General features: G+C 70.9%; 19 protein-coding genes. 8 read left to right on the forward strand and 11 right to left on the reverse strand.

The window, feature by feature from the left end; genetic code table 11:
- Positions 1-161: 161 nt before the first annotated feature.
- Positions 162-1,163: a L,D-transpeptidase gene (locus tag O5O46_RS12940; protein WP_269855503.1), complete on the reverse strand. Its 1,002-nt coding sequence runs from the start codon at positions 1,161-1,163 to the stop codon at positions 162-164.
- 174 nt (positions 1,164-1,337) lie between these two features.
- Between O5O46_RS12940 and O5O46_RS12945 the strand changes: the two genes are divergently transcribed.
- Positions 1,338-1,757, forward strand: coding sequence for a hypothetical protein (locus tag O5O46_RS12945; protein ID WP_269855504.1), 420 nt, complete (start codon positions 1,338-1,340; stop codon positions 1,755-1,757).
- Positions 1,754-2,080, forward strand: a complete 327-nt coding sequence (locus tag O5O46_RS12950) for a transcriptional regulator (RefSeq protein ID WP_269855505.1) — start codon at positions 1,754-1,756, stop codon at positions 2,078-2,080. Before O5O46_RS12945 ends, O5O46_RS12950 begins: the two co-directional genes overlap by 4 nt.
- 103 nt (positions 2,081-2,183) lie before the next feature.
- Here the strand turns inward: O5O46_RS12950 and O5O46_RS12955 are convergent, their stop codons facing one another.
- Positions 2,184-2,936 (reverse strand): CAP domain-containing protein, encoded by a 753-nt coding sequence (locus O5O46_RS12955; RefSeq protein ID WP_269855506.1) that lies wholly within the window; start codon positions 2,934-2,936, stop codon positions 2,184-2,186.
- Between the two features lie 402 nt (positions 2,937-3,338).
- On the opposite strand from O5O46_RS12955, the gene O5O46_RS12960 reads away from it, so the two are divergent.
- Positions 3,339-5,969, forward strand: coding sequence for a SpoIIE family protein phosphatase (locus O5O46_RS12960; RefSeq protein WP_269855507.1), 2,631 nt, complete (start codon positions 3,339-3,341; stop codon positions 5,967-5,969).
- Positions 5,970-6,000: 31 nt separating this feature from the next.
- Here O5O46_RS12960 and O5O46_RS12965 read toward each other — a convergent pair whose 3' ends face one another.
- From O5O46_RS12965 to O5O46_RS12980, 4 genes are all read right to left on the reverse strand, one after another.
- Positions 6,001-6,597: an NADPH-dependent F420 reductase gene (locus tag O5O46_RS12965; RefSeq protein WP_269855508.1), complete on the reverse strand. Its 597-nt coding sequence runs from the start codon at positions 6,595-6,597 to the stop codon at positions 6,001-6,003.
- Between the two features lie 14 nt (positions 6,598-6,611).
- The gene (locus O5O46_RS12970) at positions 6,612-7,427 is read right to left on the reverse strand and encodes an inositol monophosphatase family protein (RefSeq protein ID WP_269855509.1); all 816 of its coding nucleotides are present in this window, start codon (positions 7,425-7,427) and stop codon (positions 6,612-6,614) included.
- Between the two features lie 141 nt (positions 7,428-7,568).
- Positions 7,569-8,582, reverse strand: coding sequence for a zinc-dependent alcohol dehydrogenase family protein (locus O5O46_RS12975; protein ID WP_269855510.1), 1,014 nt, complete (start codon positions 8,580-8,582; stop codon positions 7,569-7,571).
- A 7-nt stretch (positions 8,583-8,589) separates the two neighbouring features.
- The gene (locus tag O5O46_RS12980) at positions 8,590-9,441 is read right to left on the reverse strand and encodes a PhzF family phenazine biosynthesis isomerase (RefSeq protein ID WP_269855511.1); all 852 of its coding nucleotides are present in this window, start codon (positions 9,439-9,441) and stop codon (positions 8,590-8,592) included.
- 85 nt (positions 9,442-9,526) lie between these two features.
- On the opposite strand from O5O46_RS12980, the gene O5O46_RS12985 reads away from it, so the two are divergent.
- Positions 9,527-10,417 carry a LysR family transcriptional regulator gene (locus tag O5O46_RS12985; protein WP_269855512.1) on the forward strand — a complete coding sequence of 297 codons (891 nt, stop codon included), beginning with the start codon at positions 9,527-9,529 and terminating at the stop codon, positions 10,415-10,417.
- A gap of 105 nt (positions 10,418-10,522) precedes the next feature.
- On the opposite strand, the gene O5O46_RS12990 is transcribed toward O5O46_RS12985, so the two are convergent.
- Together O5O46_RS12990 and O5O46_RS12995 are read right to left on the reverse strand one after the other, a co-directional pair.
- Positions 10,523-11,773 (reverse strand): DUF3089 domain-containing protein, encoded by a 1,251-nt coding sequence (locus tag O5O46_RS12990; RefSeq protein ID WP_269855513.1) that lies wholly within the window; start codon positions 11,771-11,773, stop codon positions 10,523-10,525.
- 273 nt (positions 11,774-12,046) lie between these two features.
- Entirely contained in the window at positions 12,047-12,604 is a 558-nt protein-coding gene (locus O5O46_RS12995; RefSeq protein WP_269855514.1) for a DinB family protein, read from the reverse strand.
- 95 nt (positions 12,605-12,699) lie between these two features.
- Here O5O46_RS12995 and O5O46_RS13000 point away from each other — a divergent pair, with 95 nt between their 5' ends.
- Both O5O46_RS13000 and O5O46_RS13005 read left to right on the forward strand, forming a co-directional pair.
- Entirely contained in the window at positions 12,700-13,680 is a 981-nt protein-coding gene (locus O5O46_RS13000) for a helix-turn-helix transcriptional regulator (RefSeq protein WP_269855515.1), read from the forward strand.
- A gap of 216 nt (positions 13,681-13,896) precedes the next feature.
- The gene (locus O5O46_RS13005) at positions 13,897-15,114 is read left to right on the forward strand and encodes an acyl-CoA dehydrogenase family protein (protein WP_269855516.1); all 1,218 of its coding nucleotides are present in this window, start codon (positions 13,897-13,899) and stop codon (positions 15,112-15,114) included.
- 59 nt (positions 15,115-15,173) lie between these two features.
- On the opposite strand, the gene O5O46_RS13010 is transcribed toward O5O46_RS13005, so the two are convergent.
- A complete protein-coding gene (locus O5O46_RS13010; RefSeq protein ID WP_269855517.1) occupies positions 15,174-16,835 on the reverse strand; it encodes a sigma-70 family RNA polymerase sigma factor in 1,662 nt (553 codons plus the stop codon).
- 540 nt (positions 16,836-17,375) lie between these two features.
- Here O5O46_RS13010 and O5O46_RS13015 point away from each other — a divergent pair.
- Entirely contained in the window at positions 17,376-18,359 is a 984-nt protein-coding gene (locus O5O46_RS13015; protein ID WP_269855518.1) for a C1 family peptidase, read from the forward strand.
- A gap of 735 nt (positions 18,360-19,094) precedes the next feature.
- Entirely contained in the window at positions 19,095-21,002 is a 1,908-nt protein-coding gene (locus O5O46_RS13020) for a hypothetical protein (RefSeq protein ID WP_443072498.1), read from the forward strand.
- Between the two features lie 327 nt (positions 21,003-21,329).
- Here O5O46_RS13020 and O5O46_RS13025 read toward each other — a convergent pair whose 3' ends face one another.
- On the reverse strand, positions 21,330-21,632 hold the full coding sequence (locus O5O46_RS13025) for a hypothetical protein (RefSeq protein ID WP_269855519.1): 303 nt from the start codon (positions 21,630-21,632) through the stop codon (positions 21,330-21,332).
- A 127-nt stretch (positions 21,633-21,759) separates the two neighbouring features.
- On the reverse strand, positions 21,760-22,290 hold the full coding sequence (locus tag O5O46_RS13030) for a DUF6083 domain-containing protein (protein ID WP_269855520.1): 531 nt from the start codon (positions 22,288-22,290) through the stop codon (positions 21,760-21,762).
- Between the last annotated feature and the right edge of the window lie 245 nt (positions 22,291-22,535).

Genomic DNA, 22,535 nt, shown 5'->3' on the forward strand with positions numbered 1-22,535 from the left:
TTCAACATCCCCAGAGACATCGACTGTAAGCAACGGGTTCCAGGGAGGTTGCAAAGCAAAGGCCAAAATTCGGACTCGGCGGCATGTTTCGCAGATACGGTGCCGCGAAAAACGCCCAGGCCCAGGTCGCTGACCTGGGCCTGGGCGGTGCGGTACGGGAGTCAGGCGGTGGTGGCGCCGGTGGCGCTCCCCGCCAGCCACTGCGACCAGCTCAGGTCGTAGTCCGCGTAGCCGTTGTCCCCGGCGGCCTTGCCGCGCGGTGAACCCGTGATGGTGACCGGGTCGCCTTGCTTGGCGTAGTTGTAGAACCACTCGGAGTCGGCCAGCGACAGGTGGACGCAGCCGTGCGAGCCGTTGGCGTGGCCCGGGTGCGGGTCGGCCGTGGAGTAGTGGACGTACGTGCCCGAGAAGGTCAGGTGGACGTCCCAAGGCAGCGTGATGTCGTAGTAGTTGGGGTTGTGCGGGTCGCAGGTGATGCCCACGCTGCACGACGTCATCCGCACCTTGGCCTGCTTGTCGATCACCGCCATGGTGCCGTCCCAGGACGGGAACTGCGGGCTGCCCGCGTCGATCGGCATGGTGCGTACCAGCTTGCCGTTCCGGTACACCCTCATGGTGTGGCCCGGCACGGAGATGGTGGCCTCGACGTCGGCGCCGATTGTGAAGGTGTGCTGGTAGCCGTGGACGCCGTAGCGGCCGTAACCGTCGCCTACTCCGGTCAGGTTGGCGTTGAGCGTGACCCTGGTGCCGGACGGCCAGAACTTCTGCGGGCGGAAGTCGACCCGCCGGTCGCCGAACCAGTGCCACGCGCCGGTGACCGGTACCGAGGTGGTCACCTTCAGGTGCCGCTCGATGTTGGCCCGGGCCGAGGGCGCCACGGGGTTGGAGAACACCACCGATATCGGCATGGCCACGCCCACGGTGCTACCGCTGCTGGGCGTGATCGAGTCCAGCAGCATCGCCGCGCGCGACGAGTGGGCCGCTGCCGGGCGCGCACCCGCCTTGTCCTTGGCGGCCTGCGGCGCGCTCGCCTTCACCGGCGCCTTGGTCGCCGCCTTGCCGTCCGGCGTCGCCGCCATCGCGTTGCCGCCGAACACACCCGTACCGGCCAGTACCGCACCGGCCAGTAGTGCTACCCCAGCGCTGCGCTTTCTCCGCCCCACGCTCCTGCTCCGTTCATGTCAGGTCAGATGTCACCGCCGTCTGAGACACGGGACCCGTGCGAACGGTTGCGGGCGGGGGGCAAAGCATCGGCCAAGAAAGCCGGTTGGGTGCCCGGCCGTTCTGCGCCCCCACCTACTTGACGTTGATTCAAGTACTTTCCTAGCATTCAAGTCATGGATGTGAGCGAAGCACTCGACACGATCGGCCACGCTCGGCAGCTCTCCCGCAAGGACGAGTCGGCCTGGTCCTTCGTCGTTCCCGGGAGCCTCTTCAGCGTCGCGGCGTTCAGTTTCGGCGGATCGCTGCTGCTGCGCGGGACCAGCTGGATGGAACCGCTGATCGCCATCGGGTTCGTGGCGGCCGTCGGCGTACTGGTCGGCACGGTGCTGTTCGTGCGGCGTGGCGGCATCACCCCGCTGCCGGGAGCCGGGCTGACGATGGGGCAGCGTTGGCGGTTCATGTGGCTTGAACTCGCCGTGGTCAGCGTCGAGGTCGTGGTCTGGCTCGCGGACGGGCTCGGCTGGGCCTTGCTGCTCGCGGGGGTGCTCGGCTGGGTCCCCACGGGGATGCGCGAAAGGGCGCGCAGGAAGTGACCGGGGAACGGGCGGAGTTGGTGGAGGGGTTCCTCCAGCCCACCCGGCTGAAGATCGTCGCACTGCTGTCGGGCTGCGCGTCGGCCCAGTTCCGGGTGGTTCGCGATCGGTTGGAGTTGTCCGATTCGCTGCTGTCGAAGCATGTGTCCGGTCTGAAGAAGGAAGGCTTCGTCACGGTGCGCAAGAGCATCGTGGGCAGCATGCCGCAGACCTGGCTGTCGCTGACCTGGCGGGGGCGCAGGGCGTTCGTCGGCCATGTGGCGGCGCTTCAGAAGATGGCGGACGACGTGGTCTGGCCGGCGGAGTCAGACGCCCCCGACTGACCGCGGGGCAAGGGGTGTCAGCCGCCTTCGGCGGGTGGCACCCCTGTTCGCCCTCCGGCCCAACTGGGTTACGGCTCAAGGGAGTTACCGCTGGCGCGCGCCGCTACTGGGAGAAGTCCTGGGTGAGCCAGACCGTGCCCGCTGGGTCGCGGTAGGTGGCGATGCCTATGTGGGCGTAGGTGGAGCTCAGAATGTTCCGGCGGTGGCCGTCGTTCGGTGGCTTCTCGTCCAGCATGCCCTGCGTCAGTTGGATGGCCATCGATGCCACCGCCCGCCGCGTGTCGCTCAACGGGCCGCCCTCGCCTATGTTCTCGCCGCCCGCCGAGGCCGGTACGCCCTGCGCCTGGTCGCGTTCGTAGAACGGCGGCTCGTTGGGGCACTGGTGGGACAGGCCGCAGCCGTCGGCCATCACCTGGTTGTGCGCGGCGGCGGCTCGGGTGAGCCCGTTCAGCAGGGTGTACCCGGGTAGGCCATGGGCGGCCCGCGCCTTGTTGATCACCGCTAGCACCTGCTGGAGCGGGTCATCGGCGTTGGCGGTGCCCTGGGGGGCGGGTGGCCGCGGGCGCCGGGTGCGGTGGGCGGCCGGTATGCGCGGCGCCGGGGTACGGGCGGTGGCTGGGGTCGGGCCGGGGGTCCAGGTGGTGTCGGACGCCGGTTCCTGGCCGGTCGCCCGTTGTGCGGACTGCCGTGCGGCGGCTGTGGTGGGTGGCTGGCCGGGGGCGCCCAGGCAGGCGAAGGCGGTGCCACCGCCCAGGACGGCGATCGCCGCGCCTCCTGCCAGTGCCAGCCGTAGGCGCGGCCTGCGTGAGAGGCGGTGCCTCCGCTTTCCCGCGTCGGTGCGACGGTGCGCGCTCATGTGCCGTTACCTCTGGTTTTCGGGGGTGGGTGGTGCCCGGGCGGCAATGAACTTAGGCGGTTTCGGGGGCGCGGAGTGCGACTTTGGGGTCCGTTAAGGCCGGGATGAGGCGGGGCTTGGGATCACGGAGTGGGCGCACGTGAACTACGCGGTCGCACAAGGGCGTTGAGGTAGCTGACGCTACGTCAGGGAGCCTGCGGATGTGGTCACTGGGGGCGGCGGGTGGGCGGGGACACGCGTGATCGTTGCGGTGCGTGTGGCGGGGTGCGGGGCGCGGTGGGGTGTGCGTCCCGGTTCGTTCGGGACCGGCCATCTGACGGCGCGGCCCCCAGATGGCCGTCCGTGCCGCCCGCCATCCCGGCCCGGCGTTGCGGGCCGGGAAGCGCGGAGTTGGAATCAGGTGTGAAGCTCTTTGGTGGTGCCACCGACGCCGCCCGGCTCGCGCCAGACGCCGGTGCGGGGCGAAAGGGGCTCAAGAGCGGCACCCTGGGGCTGTTCTCCTCGGTCGTCATCGGCCTGGCGTCCACCGCACCGGCGTACAGCCTCGCCGCCGCGCTCGGCCTCATCGTGGCGGGCGTCGGCCTCCAGGCGCCCATCATCACGATGCTGGCCTTCGTCCCGATGCTGCTGATCGCATACGCGTACCGGGAGCTGAACGCGGGCAACGCCGACTGCGGTACCACCTTCACCTGGGCGACCCGGGCCTTCGGCCCGCGCATCGGCTGGATGGGCGGCTGGGGCATCATCGTCGCCGACATCATCGTGATGGCGAACCTCGCCGAGATCGCCGGTATCTACGGCTTCCGGCTGCTGGGCTACGACGCGCTCGCGGGCAACCGGCTGTGGACGACCGTCGCGGGAGTCGGCTGGATCATCGTGATGACCGCGATCTGCTACGTGGGCATCGAGCTGTCTGCCACCGTGCAGCGCTGGCTGCTGTGCATCGAGGTGGCGGTGCTGCTCCTGTTCGCGGTGACCGCCCTGGTCAGGGTGTACACCGGCAACCCGCCGACCGCGATGCGTGTGTCCGCCTCGTGGTTCGACCCCTTCCAGGTGGCCTCCCCCAGGGCGCTCACCGAGGGCATCCTGGCCGCGGTCTTCATCTACTGGGGCTGGGACACCGCCGTCACGGTCAACGAGGAGACCGCCGACAGCACGCACATCCCCGGCCGCGCCGCGGTCGTCTCCACCCTGCTGCTGCTGGGCCTCTACGGCCTGGTCGCCACCTCCGCGCAGGCCTTCGCCGGGATCGGCCGCACCGGGATGGGCCTCGGCAACGCCGCCCACTCGGGTGATGTGCTCTCCGGCCTGGGCAACGCCGTCTTCGGCAGCCACGGCACCGGACTGTTCCTGTCCCGGCTGCTGGTCCTCATGGTGCTGACGTCGGCGGTGTCGTCGGCCCAGACCACCATCCTGCCGATGGCCAGGACCGTCTTCTCCATGGCCGCGCACAAGGCCGTGCCGTCCCGCTTCGCCCGGGTGCACCGCAGGTTCCTCACCCCGACCTGGTCGACGGTCGGCATGGGCCTGGCCTCGATCGGCTTCCTGGTGCTGCTGACCGCGTTCAGCCGTGACGTACTGGCCGACTCGATCCAGTCGGTGGGCCTGGCGATCGCTTTCTACTACGGCCTCACCGGCTTCGCCTGCGTCTGGTACTACCGCGGGGTGCTCACCCGTAGCGTCAGGGACCTGCTGTTCAAGGGCCTGCTGCCGGGGCTCGGCGGGCTGATGATGCTGTTCCTGTTCTGCTACGCCGCCTTCGACGTGTACGCGAACCCGAAGTACGGCGTGACCTCGGTCCACGTACCGCTGGTGGGACAGGTCGGCGGGGTGACCGTGGTGGGCCTGGGCGCGCTGCTGCTCGGCGTCGTGCTGATGCTGGTCATCACCCGTGAGCACACCTCGGCGCTCAGGCTCCAGCGCAACCTGCTGCCGCAGCGGCTGCCGCCGCAGACAGCCGTGGAGCTGGCCAGCCGGTATGTGCCCGCCGACAGCGGGTCCGGGGTGGGCGGCGACTGGTTCGACGTCATCCCGCTGTCCGGTACGCGGGTCGGCTTGGTCGTCGGCGACGTGCTCGGCCACGGTCTGCGCGCCGCCGCCACCATGGGCCGGCTGCGTACCGGGGTACGGGTGCTGGCCCGGCTGGACCTCGCCCCGGACGAGGTGCTGTCCAGGCTGGACGACCTGGTGGCGCTGAAGGACTCCGAAGACGGCGTCGCCGACGCCCGGCAGGGAGACGACGAGGCACGCGGGGTGACCTGCCTGTACGCGGTGTACGACCCGGTGTCCGGGCGGTGCAGCATGGCCCGGGCCGGACACACGCTGCCGGCGGTGGTCACCCCGCACAGCGGCGTCGCCAGCTATCCCGAGCTGCCGCCCGGGCCGCCGCTGGGCGTCGGCGGTCTGCCGTACCAGAGCACGGAACTCCAGCTTCCGCCGGGCAGTCTCATCGCCCTGTTCACCGACGGGCTGGTCCAGGCCGCCGGCCGCACCGACACCGGGCTCGCCCAGTTGGCCGAAACCCTCGCCCAGCACCGGCGCCCACTGGAGGAGCTGTGCGACCGGGCGGTCGCGACCCTGCTGCCCGGGCCGGTGGACGACGACGCGGCGCTGCTCCTGGCACGCACCCGGGTGCTCGGCGAGCATCAGGTGGCGGTGTGGGAACTCCCCGCAGACCCCGAGAAGGTCGGCCGTGTGCGCTCCGCGGTCGCCGCCCAGCTCGCCCAATGGGGCCTGGAGGAGCTGGCGTTCACCACCGAACTCATCGTCAGTGAGCTGACCACCAACGCCATCCGGTACGCCGACGGCCCGATCCACGTCCGGCTGATCCGGGACCGGACCCTGATCTGCGAGGTCTCCGACACCGGCCACACCTCCCCCCACCTGCGCCGTGCCGCCACCGACGACGAGGGCGGCCGCGGGCTGTTCATCATCGCCCAGATGGCCCAGCACTGGGGCACGCGTTACACACCCACCGGCAAGACCATCTGGGCCGAGCAGGGGTTGCCGGTGGGCGAGGCCGACGGCACCTGAAGCAGTACGCGGTGGGGAGCCGCCCCCGAGTTCAGTCCGCCACCGTGATCGCGAACGGCCGCGGCCCCCGATTGCGCAGCAGAGCGGGTACGAGCAGCATCACCGCCTCGGTGCCGCGGGCCGTGGTGATGTCGCCCAGGTCCTCGATCCAGTCGGGAGGCCAGCCCAGGTCGGCGAGGAGTGCGGCGACGGCCGACTTGGCGGCCGGATCGTCGCCCGAGACGAAGGCCCTGGGTGCGGAGTTCAGGGCGTGGGGATCGGCCATGACGGCGAAGTGCATGGTGTTGAGCGTCTTGACCACGCGGGTTCCCGGCAGGGCCAGTTGGAGGGGTTCGGCGACGCCGCGGCCGGGCGCGTTGGAGACGTCGACGAGGATCCTGCTGTGCAGCGCCTCGCGTAGCGCGCTCAGGTGGTCCAGTGAACTGCCGCCCGGGGTGGCGTTGATGACGATCGGGGCGCGGCGTACGGCTTCCTCGGGGAGGGCGAAGGCGACGGGGCGGCCGGTCCAGGTGGCCGGTGCGGTGGTGGGGTTTCGGGTGCCGATGACGATGCGGTGGCCGGCGGCGGACAGCTTGTCCGCCAGCGTGGCCGCGACGCGGCCCGATCCCAGGATGGCGAGGGTGTTCACGGTGCTCCCGGTGGTCAGTTGACGGAGGACAGGACGCGGACGACGGCGGTGTGCAGAGCGGGCGCCGCCGCCAGGAAGTCCTGGCTGGCCGAGGTCCAGGGGTCGCCGTGGGTGTCGGTGACCGTCCCGCCGGACTCGGCCACCAGCAGCGCGCCCGCCAGCAGCCCGGAGCGCACGTCGCTGTACTGCCAGAAGGCGTCCATGCGCCCCGCCGCGACGTGGACGAGTTGCAGCGTGGCGGGCACCGACACCCGCGTGACCAGGGCGGATTCGAGCATCGCGGTCAGCGACCGGCCGATGCGCCGGAACGTCCGCGCGTCCTCGCCGGGCTTGGCCTGGCCGGTGCCCACGTAACCGTCGGCCAGTCGTTCCTTCGCCGAGGCGCGCAGCCGCACCCCGTTGCGGAAGGCACCGCCGCCGCGCACCGCGGTGTAGGTGTCGTCGGTCAGCGGCAGGTGCACCGCGGTGACCACGGGCTGGTTGTCGCGCACCAACGTGGCGGTCACGGACCACTCCGGCATGCCGTGGACGTGGTTGATGTTGCCCTCGGCCGGATCGGTCACCCACCACTCGCCGTCCGGCAGCGCCCCGCCCTCCAGTTCGTCCACCACCCAACCGGCGTTCGGCCGGGCGGCGTGCAGCGGTGCCCGCAACTCGCCCAGTGACGCTTGGTCGTTGGTGAGCAGCGCGGCGATGAGTTCCTCGTGGCCGCCGGGGCGCGCGTCGGGGGTGAAGCGCTCGCGCAGCTTCGCGCCCGCGGCGCGGACCGCGGCGACGGCCTCGGGCAGCAGCGCCCGGTCGGTCGCGAGGGTTACGGCATGCGTGGACATGGGTGTCCCGTCCTTCGGAGTCGGGGAGTCACCGCGGGACGGTTCTCATCGCGGCACGTGCCACGCTGGGAAGGGCGACACATATCGGCAAATGCATGTTCGTAAGCTCTGGTATTACTCGCGTGCAACTGGACCGTCCGGTCATTCGTCCGTGATGACGACCTTGCCGAAGTGGCCTCTGCGTTGGAAGTGGCGGTAGGCGGCGAGGGTGTCCGAGAACGGGAAGGCGCTGTCGATGACCGGGCGGAGCCGGTGCTGCTCGATGGCGCGGTTCATCTGCTCGAACATCTCGCGGCTGCCCACGAACATCCCTTGCAGGGTGAGGCCCTTGCGCAGTACCGGGGCGGGATCGATCCCGCTGCCTTCGGCGAGTACGCCGATGAGGCTGATGCGGCCACCCGTGCGTACCGCCGTGATCGACTGCGGCAACGTGCCGGCGCCGCCGACCTCGACGACGTGGTCGACGCCGCCCCCGGTCAACTCGTTCACCACTGCGCCCCATTGGGGGGTGCGGGAGTAGTTCACCCCGTCCGCGGCGCCGAGTTGGCGCAGCCGCTCCAGCTTGGCGTCGCTGCTGGAGGTGGCGATAACGCGGGCGCCGGCCAGCGCGGCGAACCGCAGCGCGAACAGCGAGACGCCGCCGCTGCCCATGGTCAGGACGGTCTGTCCCGGGGCGGATCGGCCGCGGACCGCCACCGCGTGCCATGCGGTCACCGCGGCGCACGGCAGTGTCGCGGCCTCGGCGAAGTCCAGATGCGAGGGCGCGGCGACGATGGCGTCCTGGTCGAAGACCACGTACTGCGAGAGGACGCCGTCCGTGGTGGCGCCCAGCGCGCCCGAGGTCTTCTCCGCGGTGGGCGGGCCGGAGAGCCAGCCGGGCATGAAGACGCTCACGACCCGGTCTCCCGGCCGCCACCGTGTGGCCTCGGCCCCGGTCTCGACCACTTCCCCCGCGCCGTCGGACAGGGGGACCACTCCGGGCTTCAGAGTGCGTCCGTAGACGTCTTCGGCGATCATCAGGTCGCGGTAGTTCAGCGACCACGCCCGCATCCGGACCAGCACCTCACGCGGCCCGGGAGCCCGCAGGTCGCGTTCGTCCAGCCGTAGTGAGTCGACTCCCGCGAAGTGCGGCAGGTGGTAGTAGCTCGTCCTCATCGTGGTCTCACTCCTGCGGGATCCGGACGGCCTGGCCGGTGACGCGGACGCGGGGGTCGTCAGCGGACACTTCCACCAGGAGGTCGCTGGGACGGCCCATGTCCTCACCCTGACGGATACGGACCCGCGTCGGCCCGGTGACCAGGCCCAGGGACCGCAGGTAACCGCCGAAGGCGGCGGCCGCGGCGCCGGTGGCCGGGTCCTCCACGACACCGCCGACCGGGAACGGGTCACGTGCGTGGAAGTCGAAGGCGCCCTCCCGCCACACAAGATGCACGGTGGTCCAGCCGTGCCGCCGCATGACCGCCTCCAGTGCCGCGAAGTCGTAGTCGAGGGCGGCGAGCCGCTCCCGTGTGCGAGTGGCGAGGACGAGGTGGTCGTTGCCCGCGAAGGCGACGTGCGCGGGGAGGGCCGGATCCAGGTCACCCTCGGCCCAGCGCAGGGCGTCGAGCGTCTGCTCGATCTGCGTGCGGTCCGCCGGGCGGGAGCGGGCGGGGACGCTGGTGAGCGTCGCGCCGCCGCTGCCGGTTGCCACCGGGACGGCGCCTGCCCGGGTGTCGAAGACCAACTCGCCGTCACCGGCGCGTTCGGCGAGGGCGACGGCCGTGGCGACGGTGGCGTGCCCGCAGAAGGCGACTTCGGCGCGGGGACTGAAGTAGCGCAGTCGGTAGCGGCGCGCCGCGTCGTCCCGTGCCGTGACGAACGCGGTCTCGGAGTAGCCGATCCGGGCGGCGATGGACAGCATCTCGTCGTCCCCGAGCGTTTCGGCGTCGAGGACGACACCGGCGGGGTTGCCGCCCGAGGGGTCGGTGGTGAAGGCGGAGTAGCGCAGTACTCCGACGGTGTTCAGTGCGGTCATGGACCAACCGTCGCAGCCGACGCGATATCGCGTCCAACGATTCTTTTCGCTTGGTGCGATCGGATATCCCGATACCATCGGGCGGGTGGACACCCGACTCCTGAGAACGTTCGAGGCCCTGGCGAAGACCGGGAGCTTCACGGCCGCGGCGGCCGAACTGCATCTCGCCCAGTCCACCGTCACCGTGCAGATCCGGTCCCTGGAACGGGAGTTGGGCACCCGGCTGTTCGACAGGCTGCCCACCGGCGCACTGCTGACCAGCACCGGACGGCGGCTGCTCGAAGAGGCCGAGGCGATGCTCGACGCCGAGGCCAGACTGCGCGCCGCGGCGGCGGCCGGGAACGGCGGCGGAACGGTGGAGGGGCAGGTCACCGTCGGCGCGGGCGAGTCGCTGTGTTCGTCACGACTGCCCGGGGTGATCGCCTCGCTGCGGCGCACCCACCCCGGAATCGACGTCCATCTGCGCGCCGTTGGCAGCGCCGCGGCCGTGGAGGGGCTGCGGGAGGGGCGGTTCGACATGGTGCTGCTCCTGGAGCCCGAGGTGAACCTCGCTGACCTGGCCGCTCGGCCCATCGGCCGCGAACCGTTGGTGTACCTGGCGTCCCCCGACCATCCGCTCGCCGGGCGCGAGGCCGGTTGGGACGAACTGGCCGGGGAGAGCTTCTTCGTGCACGAGGAGGGCTGCTCGTACAGCGATCACCTTGTGCGCACCCTGCTGGCGCTGCCCGGGGCCCGGCCCCGGCTCACCCGCTTCGGCAGCATCGAGGCCGCCCGCTCCTGCGTGGCCGCGGGACTCGGGCTCACCCTGCTGCCTCGGACGACGGTCGACCGGCAACTGCGCGACGGGGTCCTGGCGGTGGTCCATGGGCCGCAAGTCCCCCCGGTACCGGTGCAGTTGACCCGGCACCGGCGGCGCTGGGTGGCCCCGGCGGCGCGGGTCGTAGCCGACGAGATCGCGCGGCTGGTCGGCGGTTGAGGCCGCGCCAAGAGCGAGGGGGCGTACCGCGGACGCGGACGGCGGGCCCCGGCGGAAACGTGGAGCCGCCCGGGGCGCGGTACCCCGGGCGGCGGCGGGCGTCGGTCAGTGGTGGTGGGCCGTCCACGTCCGGGACTGCTCGGCCGCCAGCCGTACCAGGTCGCCTTGGGCGACGTTGAAGTCGATCACATGCAGGCCGCTGAGCAAGCTCCTGGTGCCGGGTTCGGTGAACGACGCCGTGTCGCCGGAGACCTGTAGCCAGCTCGTGGTGCCGTGGGCGTTCCTCCGCAGTTCGCACCGGCCGTTCAGCGCGTGCGGGTAGTGGACGTATCCGGCGGCGGCATCCGGGATCCTGAAGCCGGTCAGTACGATGCCGAGGCTGCCCTTGGGGCTCAACGGGTTTCCGTCGAGGCTGCGCCCGGTGGGCATGTAGGCGTCGAGCGGGTGCCGCCGGCCGTTCGGCCTGCCGTCGAGCAGCGCGGCGGGATCGACGCACAGCACATGGTCGTCCGGCGAGCCGGTGTGGCCGAACATGTCCTTGGCGGCGGGAGGTTGGGCGTAGCTGGAGTAGGCCACGACGCAGCCGGTCGGCATCGGTGCGCTGCTGCCCGTCCGCTCGCAGGCGGGGATGTGGCGGAACGTCGTGGTCGTCACGTCGCCGCCCAGCAGGAACGCGGAGACCAGGTGGGCGCGCGCGGTGGGGTTCGGGTCGATCTCGCGGCGCATCATCGCCTTCAGGGCGGTGGCGCCCTGCGAGTGGCCGAGGATGACCACGCCGCGGTGGCGATGGGTGACGGGGTCGATGTTGTCGTGGTTCCAGTAGTCCCGCCAGGCGTTTTCGACGTCCGTCTCGCCCCGGGCGAGCGCGGCCGACTTGCCGGAGGACAGGATCTCGGCGAAGGTCGCCTGCCGGTAGACCGGAGCGAACATGCGGCAGCCCCCGGAGAACCGCGCCACCTGGGCCAGGAGCACGGCCATGACCTGCTCCTCGGGCGCGCGCCACGCGTTCGCCCCGAGCATGTCCACCGTCGGGTACGCGTAGAAGCAGTCCACCGCGGGCCTGTCGGGGTTCCGGAACGCTTCCTCACGGCCTGACGGAGCCTGCCGCGCGTCCAACGGGACGGTCCGGCCGGTCCCGTAGCGCATGGTGAACGAGCCTGCGGCGGACGGCCGTTGCGGGTTTCCCCGGACGTCCTGGTCACACGGGTTGTCGGCCAGCCCGGGCCTGCACAGCCAACTGGTCGATGACGGGGACCGGTTGGGCGCTGCGGCGGGCGCCGCTGCGGCGGTCGCGGACGTACCCGAAAGCAGCGCGAGGGACAGCAGGGTGAGGGACAGCCGGGAGTGCCGCCGCATGGGGCTCCTCTAGTGGTGACTCGTACGACGTACGGATGATGGGGTAACCGTTCGTTACGCCGCCCCCAACGAGAGCCGATGCCGCCAGGTGGCGGTTCGCACCATTCCGTCACCCGTGCCGGTGGCCCGGGTGCCCTCGCGGAGTCGCGTTCGTTGACCCCCGCTCCGTGACACGTGAACGGTTGGACCGCGAGGGCCGGTGGCATCCCCAAGGCCGTCAGGTGTGGGACGCAGTACCACGGCGGGAGTGGCAGCGGTGCGTCGTGCCGGCGGTCAGCCCATGCTCTTGGCGCCGTCCAGGGACTCGCGGATGATGTCGGCGTGGCCTGCGTGCTGGGCGGTCTCGGCGATGATGTGCATCAGCACCCGGCGGGCCGACCACCGCGCGCCCGGCTCGAACCACGGGGCCTTCGGCAGCGGGTGCGACGCGTCCAGGTCGGGCAGGGTGGCGACCAACTCGTCGGTGCGGCGGGCCACTTCGGCGTAGTCGGCCAGCACACCGGCCAGCGTCTCACCGGGCAGCATCCGGAACTGGTCGGCCCGCCGGGCCCAGTCGGCCTCGGTCATGGCGGTGTAGTCGGGCATCGCCGACGCGCCCTCCACGATGAAGTTCGCCCAGTTCCGCTCCGCCGCGGTGACGTGTTTGATCAGGCCGCCCAGGCACAGCTCGCTGGCGGTGGTCCGCTGCCCGGCCTGCTCGTCGGTGAGGTCGCGGGTGGTGAAGCGCAGGAAGTGCCGGTGCTTGGCCAGGACCGCCAGCAGGTCGGCGCGCTCGCCGGTGGCGGCCGGGGCGCCAGCCGGGTCCTGGTTGGTCAGCTCGTTGACGGTCATGTTTCGCCTTCCGTTGTTCCTCTTCCTCGGGCAGGCACCACGCTAGGGGCCATAGCGGCCAGTTTCTGACCTGAATTCGAGGAAGAATCGCAGGTATGGCGAACACCAGTAACCGGACGCTGCGGCTGCTGTCCCTGCTCCAGACCCACCGGTACTGGCCGGGCACCGAACTGGCCGAGCGGCTGGGGGTCTCGGTCCGCACCCTGCGCCGGGACGTCGACCGGCTGCGCGAGCTGGGCTATCCGGTCGAGGCGCAACGAGGTGTGGACGGCGGCTACCAGCTCGCCGCGGGCGCGGCGCTGCCGCCGCTGGTGATCGACGACGAGGAGGCGGTCGCCCTGGCGGTGGGCCTACAGGCCGCCGCCCAGGGCGCGGTGGAGGGCATCGCCGAGTCCTCGGTCCGGGTGCTGGCCAAGGTGGCGCAGGTGATGCCCGCCCGGCTACGGCACCGGGTCGAGGCGCTGCGCGCGATGACCGTGCCCGCCGACTGGGGCGGCCCGCCCAGGGCGGCCATCGACCCGGGGGCGCTCACCGCGGTCGCGCTGGCCTGCCGGGACGGCGAACAACTCCGCTTCTCCTACACCGCGGCCGACGGCCAGTACACCGACCGGCACGTCGAACCCCATCGGTTGGTCTGCCTCGGCCGCCGCTGGTACCTGGTCGCCTACGACCTCACCCGGCACGACTGGCGCAACTTCAGGGTCGACCGGCTCACCGCCCCGCACGGCACCGGGTCCCGGTTCCGCCCCCGCGACCTGCCTGCCGCCGACGCGGCCGAATTCGTCCGCGCCAGCCTGGAGAACCTACCGCGCCCGTACCAGGTGGAGGCCCTGGTGGACGCCCCGGCCGCCACCGTGCGCGAACGGATCGGCCGATGGAGCACGGTCGAGGAGGTCGACGCCGAACACTGCCGGGTACGCATGACCACCGACTCCCTGGACTGGCCGACCATGGCCCTGGGCGTACTCAACGCCGACTTCCGGGTCCTCTCCCCACCCGAACTCCTCGCCCAGGTCCACGACTGGGGCGCCCGCTTCAACAGGGCGCGGGGTGAGGGAGCGATGCCGGGCAGGTAACCGTCGTGTGCGGCTGCCTTTCCCCCACATCTTGCGCTCCTTCGAATCTTCCCCGTGATCGTGGAGGTGGGCTAGTCTCGGCCGTTTCGCATGGGGACGGGTAGCCGTTGGCATCAACGTCGGGCTGCCTGGCCGCTTCGGTGACGGGAACCTGGTTGTAGAAGGCCAGGCGGCCAAATCCGTAGGGCGCGGCTGGGCGTGGAGGAGGGCACCCTCATGACGGTGGGCGAGCAGGGCCGGGCCGCTGAGCCTGGGGCGGGCGAGGCGGCGGTCTCCCTGCCGGAACGGGCCGCCGCGCTGGTCGAGTTGCTTCGGAGCAATGCCGACCGTACCGAGCAGTGCCGACGGGTTGCCGAGGAGAACATCGCGGCACTCGACGAGGCCGGGCTGTTCGCGATCACGGTTCCCCAGCGGTTCGGCGGCCGTCAGGCGAGCATCCGCACCTTGGTCGAGGTGGGTGCGGAGCTCGGCCGCGGCTGTGGATCCACCGCGTGGATCACCAGTTTGACCAACGTCTCCGGCTGGCTCATCGGGCTGTATCCGCAGCGCGCGCAGCGTGAGGTGTACGGGGCGAACCCACGTGCCCGCGCCTGTGCCACCCTTCCTCCCCTCGGGACGAGCAGGGCAGCGGAAGGCGGGCAGGTCATCACCGGACGGTGGGGCTTCGCGTCCGGCTGCCTGCACGCGGACTGGGCGCTGGTCGGTGTGCCGGTCTCCGGCGGGTCCGGCGAGCGGCTGGACCAGGGTCTGGCGCTGGTTCCGATGGGCCAGTTGAGGATCGAGGACACCTGGCATGTGGCCGGGATGCGCGGCACCGGAAGCAACACGCTCATCGCCGACGACGTCTTCGTGCCCTGGCACCGGATCCTGTCGGTGTCCAAGGCGATGCGAGGCGAGTATCCGACGGAGTTCAAGGACGAGGCCCTGTACCGCGCGGCGTTCGTCCCGACGCTCGGGCTCTCGCTCGCCGGTCCACAACTGGGCCTGGCCCGCGGCGGGATGGAACTGGTGCTGGCCTCACTCGCGAAGGGGCGCGGGATTTCGCACACCTTCTACGAGCGGGCACGCCAGGCGCCCGCCACCCAGACGCAACTCGCCGAGGCCGCCCAACTGATCGATACCGCGACCCTGCACCTGATGCGCGCGGCGGACGACGTCGACAACTGGGCGGCGAGCGGCCGGTGCATGCCCGTGCTCAACCGGACCCGGGTACGCATGGACATCGCCACAGTCGCCCGCCGCTCACGAGAGGCGCTCGACATCCTCCTCAGCGTCGAAGGCGCCAGGAGCTTCGCCGACGAGAACCCGCTGCAGCGCATCTGGCGGGATCAGGAGACCGCCAGCCGACACGCAATGATCAACCCGGCCATCGCGACCGAGATGTACGGCCGGGCCCTGCTCGGCATCGAGGACCAGATCACCCCGATGGTCTGAGAGTGCTTTCCCCGGACGCCGCTTCGCCGCGGCGCCCGGCAATCCCCCGAAGTGCGGGGTCAGTTGGAGAAGTCCTGGGTGAGCCAGACGGTGCCGTTGGGGTCGCGGTAGACGGCGATGCCGACGTGGGTGAACGTGCTGCTGAGGATGTTCTGGCGGTGGCCGTCGTTGGGTGGTTGCTCGTCCAGCATGGACTGCGTGAGGCTGACGGCGGCCGTGGCGATCTGCTGGGCGTCCGTTCCCGCGGAGGCCTGCCCGATGTTCTCTCCCGCCGCGCCCCACTGGACGCCCGCGGCCGTCTCCCTGTCTCCCAGTTGGGCTTCGCCCGGGCACTGGTGGGACAGGCCGCATCCGTTGTCCATGGCGGCGTTGTGCCCGGTCGCGCTGTGGGTGAGGCCGGTGGTGATGGTGTACGCCGGCAGCCCGTGGGCGGCCCGTGCCTGGTTGATCAGGGCGAGGACCTGCGCGACGGCCCCGGATTCGGCGGGCGGTCGCGGGGCTGACGTGTTCGAGGGGGTGGGAGTCGGTGTGGTGGGGGAGGGCTCGGCTGTGCGCGGCGCGGGGATCGGGGTCCGGCGCGGGGAGGCCGTGGGCGGGTGGCTGGCCGGGTGCGAAGGGGTGTGTGGTGGCGGGCTGGCTATCGGCACCGTCTTCACCAGCACCGGCTGGGCGACGGTGCTGGAGGAGTCGGCCTGGCGGGTGTCGGCCGGTGAGCCGAGGGCCACGGATATCACCGTGGCCGCCGCGGCCGTCGCCACGGCTCCGCCGGCGAGCAAGTGCGCGCCTCGGGGCCGGATCCGTGGACGCCGGTGGCCGCCGAAGTGCCTGCCGCCCCGGCCGTTCGGACGGTGGGCCGCATGCCGCGCCGCCGTGGGGAGCTTGGTGGTCGAACCGCTCAACTGGACCGCCGGGCCGAAGGACGGCGCGCCGTGGCCCGCCTGGGCCGCGGACCAGGCCAAAGCGGCGGTCGGCGGTACCAGGGCGATGCCGACGAGAAGGCTTTGCGCCGGTATCAGGCCGCTGCGCCGACCTGAGCACGCCCTGCAGTCGCGGACGTGGCGGGATATGCGCTTGCGCCACAGAGCGGAGGGAACACCGTCCCACCGTGCCACGACGGGCTCCAGCCGCGGACAGCGCGATGTCGCCGACAGCGCGCGCACCACCAACCGGGCGGTCTCCAACTGCGCCTTCATCCGCTGCACCCGGACCGCGACGAACCGCGACGGCGACTTCAGGGCGGCGGCCACTTCCGAGCGGGTCAGCTCACCCGCGGCCTCCAGCCACCACAACGACAGCAGTGCCCGATCGTCCGGGTCGAGCCACCGGGTCGCCTCGGCGACCTCCCGGCGCTGGCCGGAAAGCCCCAGGCGGATGATGGTCAGGTCCACGAAGTCCGCGCCGGGATCGGCCAGTTCGACCACCTCGTCGACCCTGGTATCGCCGGCCGACACCTGTTTGCTGTGCCAGTGCCGACGTATCTCGTTCATCGTCACGGCCACCAGCCAGGCCCGGAAGCGGTGGGGTTTGCGCAGGCCGGCCAGTCCGTCCAGTGCGCGCAGCATGGTCTCCTGCACCACGTCGTCGACATCCGCGTGGCCGCGCAGCGCACGGCCGACGATGTTGTAGACCAGCGGCAGGTATTCGGCGACCAACTCGTCCTGCGCCCGCTGGTCCCCTGCCTGCGCGGTCGCGATGACCGTGGCCTCACGCTCTGGTGTCATGTCCGTCCTCGCTCCCTGCCGCAACGTTTCCGCATGCCTTCGATGCCTGGGAGACCCTGCCAGGGCGGCTCGGATAACAGAAACCCAGAAAATTCTTCGTCGGGCTTCTCCAGGACCCGTCGACCGGTCACCTGACAAGGCGGCCAGCAAGCCCTCGTGAGCTGCGGCGTTGCCGGAAGCGTGGTGCGCCCCGTGGGCCGTGTTCCGGCCAACCGCGGTGTGAGGAAGGCCACTTGGGGCTTGATCGCGGCGGCTTACCCGGCTAGCTTCCTCTGCCCATTGGACATGCCTTCGAAAGCGTCCAGTTCACAGAGCTTCGGCAGCCCTGAACTCCTCTGAGTTCGCTGCCGACTTCCCCCCACCCTCCGGGACCGCGTGCGAAGCGTTCGCCGTTGTCGAGCGGGTGGATCGTGCCCCCGAGGGCGCAGCTGTCTTCACCGGCCGACCGGCTCTGGGACAACCGTCCCGGTCGGCTCGCAAGGGCGCTGTGGAGGCGCCCCCAACCAGAACTGTCAGGCTCATGCCATCAGGAGAACGCCAATGTCTCGTGCTGCCCACAAGTGGAAGACCCTCAGTGGTAAGTCACGCGCTGCCGTCGCGCTTGCCTCGGCCGGAGCGATCGCGGCCGTGACCGTCGGGGTCTCCTCGGCGAGCACCGTCGCGCCCGGTCACGACCACGCTCCCGTCCGGGCACCGCAGTCCGCGAGCGGAAAGAGGCACCCGTACGGTCTCGGTGCCGTGCCGTCCAAGTCGTCGTGGCGCCAGTCCATGCTGCGCCAGTCCGTCGAGCCGCGGCTGGAGGCCACCGCTCCGAGTCCGATGGGAGAGGCCGCCAAGCCGAGGAAGAAGAAGCGCCAAGCCCTTCCCGCCAGCGTCGATCTGGCCAAGTACGCCGCAGCACCAGGCGATCAGGGCCAGGTGGGCTCCTGCGTCGCGTGGTCCATCGACTACTCCGCCTACAGCATCCTGGAGCGCGAGCAGGGGATCTCCGGCGGACCCCAGGCCCCCATGTACACCTACTCCCAGATCGTCCAGGGGCAGAACGTGGGCACCTCGCCGGAGCAGCACTTCCAGATCGCCACCACGCAAGGTGTCGACGTCAAGTCCGACTACCAGCAGGGCGACTTCGACTACACCACCCAACCGACCACGAGCGAGATCGCCAACGCGGCGAAGTGGAAGCTTTCCGGATTCACTCCGCTGCACACGGGCAAGCAGATCAGGAACGATGTGGAATCGGCCCTCAGCCAGGGCGAGCCGGTGACCATCGCGATTCCGGTGTACGACAGCTTCTTCTACCTCACCCCGCGGCAGGCCGCCTCCTACACGTACTACCCCGCCTCCGGCGAACAGTACGCGGGCGGCCACGAGATCACCATCGTCGGCTACAACAGCAAGGGCGTGCGGGTCGAGAACTCCTGGGGGAAGGGCTGGGGCGACCGCGGATACGTCAACCTCTCCTGGAACTACCTGGCCAACCAGGTATGGGAAGCCAACGCCGTCGGCAAGCTCGTCAAGCGGTGAGGGCCCGGTAGGACTGACCCGGCTGAACGGGGCCGCCCTCGTCGGGCCTGCCGCATCGCCGCGGGCTGCCCCGACCGGCCGCGGCCCAACCGCGCCAGCCACGGCGAGACCAACGTCTCCGGCCGGGGACTGGCGTTGCGTGCCGGTGCACGGCACGGCGACGGTCCGAAGCGCCGGTGGCCGGCGGGCATCCAGCGACAGTCGATCCCACGCCGTCTGACCTGGGATTCCCCTCTGGGCTGGGGAGGGGACAGCCGTGCCTCCTTCGCATCTTCCGCCGCGGACGGACATGCGTTAACCTCCAGCCCATCGCACGGGGGGTGGGGTGGTCGGGGGCTTCACACTTGACTGACCGGACGGCGGCAACCGTCGTCCCAGCCGTGTCCACGCATGTCTCCATCGCTCCGCACGGGAGGAACCGGGTGCCTCAACGCGCCCTCGGCCGCGGCTGTTTCGCCTTAGCCGCAACGCCTCGTCCTCGTCCGCGAGCCGGAGCGGAACGCCACCGCCTTCGCACCGCGCTCATCACCGAGCGCTGACCGGCAGCACCTTCCCCGTTCATCCCGCACCCACCGCTGCCCTGTCATGGGCAGGGCGAGCATGGGCCGCGTCACCAGCACACAGAAGGGCGGTTCCTTGCGCGCAAGGACTGAACACCGCAAGGCAGGGCCGTACAACAGACACAGACGACGGGCGGGCACCGCCGCGACCGCGGTGCTGTCCACCGCGGCGCTGGTGTCCGGCGGACTGCTCACGGCGGCCCCGTCCGTGGCGTCCGTTCTCCCGGCCGCCGCCTCCACGACACACGTCAAGCACCTGTGTGACCAAGCCAGCGAGCCCGGCCAGATGGCCTGCTTCGCCGAAGCCCGTACCGACATCGTCCAGCACTTGAGCGTCAGCCCGAACGCCACACCGTCCGGCTATGGCCCCTCGGACCTGCAGAGCGCCTACAACCTGCCGTCCACCACCGCCGGTTCCGGCCAGACCGTGGCCATCGTCGACGCCCAGGACGACCCCAGCGCCGAGTCGGACCTCACCACCTACCGCTCGCAGTACGGCCTGCCCGCCTGCACCACGGCGAACGGCTGCTTCCGCAAGGTCGACCAGACCGGAGGCACCAACTACCCGTCCGCTGACGCCGGTTGGGCGGGCGAGATCTCCCTCGACCTCGACATGGTCAGCGCCGTCTGCCCGCAGTGCCGCATTCTGCTGGTCGAGGCTGCTTCGCCGAGCCTGTCCAACCTCGGTACGGCCGAGAACGAGGCCGTCTCGCTCGGCGCGAAGTACGTCTCCAACTCCTTCGGTGGCACGGAGAACCCGGCGGAAGCCACCGTGGACAACCAGTACTTCAACCACCCCGGCGTCGCCATCACCGTCAGCGCGGGTGACGGCGGCTACGGTGCCGCGTACCCGGCCGCCTCCCAGTACGTCACCTCCGTCGGAGGTACCTCGCTCAGCCGCGCGGGCAACACCCGTGGCTGGACGGAGTCGGTGTGGAGCACCAGCAGCACCCACGGCACCGGGTCCGGCTGCTCCGCGGACGAACCCAAGCCCTCCTGGCAGACCACCGACACCGGCTGTTCGCACCGCACCATCGCCGACGTCTCGGCCGTCGCCGACCCGGCCACCGGCGTCGCGGTCTACGACAGCTACGCGGCCTCCGGCTGGAACGTCTTCGGCGGCACCAGCGCCTCGTCCCCGATCGTCGCGGCCACCTACGCCCTGGCGGGCACCCCGGCCGCGGGCACCTACCCGGCCTCGTACCCGTACAGCCGGACATCGGCGCTGAACGACGTCACGACCGGCGCCAACGGCACCTGCTCACCGGGCTATCTGTGCACCGCGGGTACCGGCTACGACGGCCCGACCGGACTGGGCACCCCTGACGGCACCGCCGCCTTCACCAGCGGGCCGACCACCGGCACCACGCTGCGGCCGGGCCAGCGGCTCATACCCGGGCACAGCCTGACCAGCGCCAGCACGACGGTGGTGATGCAGTCCGACGGCAACCTGGTGGCCTACCTCAAGACCGGCGGCAGCGGCACCGGTCCGGCGGTGTGGGCCAGCGGCACCTCCGGGCACTCCGGCGCCTACGCGTACATGCAGAGCGACGGGAACCTGGTGGTCTACGCGAGCGGTGGCGGTCCGGGCAGCGGCGGTGCGCTGTGGGCGAGTGGCACCTCAGGCAACTCCGGTGCCTACACCGTCCTGCAGGACGACGGGAACCTGGTGGTCTACAAGAGCACCGGCGGCACCGGCAAGGGCGGTGGGCTGTGGGCCGACGGCACCTACGCGCGGTCCCGGACCATCGGCTCAGGCCAGAAGCTGCCGGGCGGTTGGTGGACCCAGGCCCAGTACACCCGGCTGGTGATGCAGTTGGACGGCAACCTCGTGATGTACCGCCAGAGCGACGGCAAGGCCATCTGGTCCAGCCGCACTTCGGGCCACTCCCGCGCCTACGCGTACATGCAGAGCGACGGGAACCTGGTGGTCTATCCGACCTCCGGCAGCGCGCTGTGGGCCACCGGTACCTCCGGGCACTCGGGCGCCCACGCGTCCATGCAGGACGACGGCAACCTGGTCGTCCTCACGAGCACCGGCACCGCGCTGTGGTCCAGCAACACGGGGCAGTACGTGCCCTGACCCCGCCGAACCACCGATCCGCCCCGCCCGGACCCGTGCGCCGAGCGGGGCGGGTCGGCAGGCTTCCGGGGCCCGGCCGGCGCGAAGGCCGCGACAGGCCCGTACGACAATCGACCCCAGGCCCACCTGGCCTGGGGTTTCGCGCCTCGCCGAGCTGAACCGCCGCTGGGTGGCCACGCCACGGGTCCGACGGACGCTGACCACCACGACCGTCGTGCCCGGCATCGGCCCGCTGGCCGTCGCTACCGCCTGATCCGGCGAGGCTCCGGCTTGGGCGTTTGGCACGACGGCTCAGCTGGTGACTCCCGGCGCGGGTCGCGGCCTGCGTCAGCGTGCGCCGGTGGTGCTTCCCCCGCCGCTGGTACCACCTCCGCCGGTGGTCCCGTTCGTGCCGGTGGTGCCTCCCGTGCTGCTCGTGCTGGGGGTGCCGGTGGTGCCGGCCGCGCCGCTCGAACCATTGCACTGCATCGCCACCGAGCCGCCCTGCCCGAGGATCCCGGCCGCAAGGCTGATGGGCGCAACCGGACAGTTGGTGTCGCCGTCCGTCGCGGGAGCGGCTACCGCTGGAAGGGCGGGGAGCAGAAGGGCTGTTGCGGCAGTGACGAGGACGCACGCGGTGCGCTTGATCATGGAATCTCCTTTTTGGTGCGGACCGTCGGGTAGTCGCTATCCATAGCGCTCCTCAGGACCTTGACCTGCGCATTAGCCCATTCAGGGGCGGCGTTGCGGCGCACCGGCCGATGCCGGGAGCCAACGGTCAGGGGCCCTCGCACCCAGGGCTGTACTGCTCCCGCATGAGATCGGTCAGTCGTTCCCGCTCGGTCTCCCGCACGGCATCCGGCGTCGGGCACAGGGCCCGGTGCGCGGGAGTGATCAGTTCCGCTGGCATGGGTTCGATCGCGCTGACCTTGACCGCGATGACATCGACAACCGTCCCTGAGTACCTGGTGCGAAGCGGTTGCAGTCGCCAGCGGTAACGGCGTGGGACGTCCTTGGCCGGCCTGTCCACCGGGCTCAGGCACACCCAACGGTCGTAGTTCGTGGGCATGATCCGCACGAGGCCCCCGCACTCAGGGCAGGTGGGCGGTTCGGTCCACCTCACGTCATCCGAGTCCGGCTTCGGCCACGGCGGCGCCGTCGCTCCCTCCAACTCGGCGATCTCGTTCGCGTACTGCTCCCAGCACTCGTCACAGAGCACCGCCAGCTGGATTCGGCCGCGTTCGCGTGCGGGTCGCCAGACGTCCTGGCAGCGCTGACAGGCGACGTGGCGGTTCCCTATGGCCCCCATATGTCCGATAGTGAGCGAGTACATGTGCCGCTCAATAGGGCGAGATTTCGCCTTTATTGCCTGGTGAACAGTTTCACCTTGAGAGTCTTCGTCTTCCTCTCCCGCAGCAACTCGCTTGTTTCGCCGCACCCTTGACGGCCCCATCCGCGCCACTGGCCGATGGCCGGGCAGGGGCGGTGTCCCTGTGCGCGGTGTCGTCCGTCCCGGCTGCGGACCAGCTCGGCGTTCGTTCCGGTCCACCGGCG

The organism is Streptomyces sp. RPT161, assembly GCF_027533845.1.
In the GTDB taxonomy this organism is placed as follows: domain Bacteria; phylum Actinomycetota; class Actinomycetes; order Streptomycetales; family Streptomycetaceae; genus Streptantibioticus_A; species Streptantibioticus_A silvisoli_A.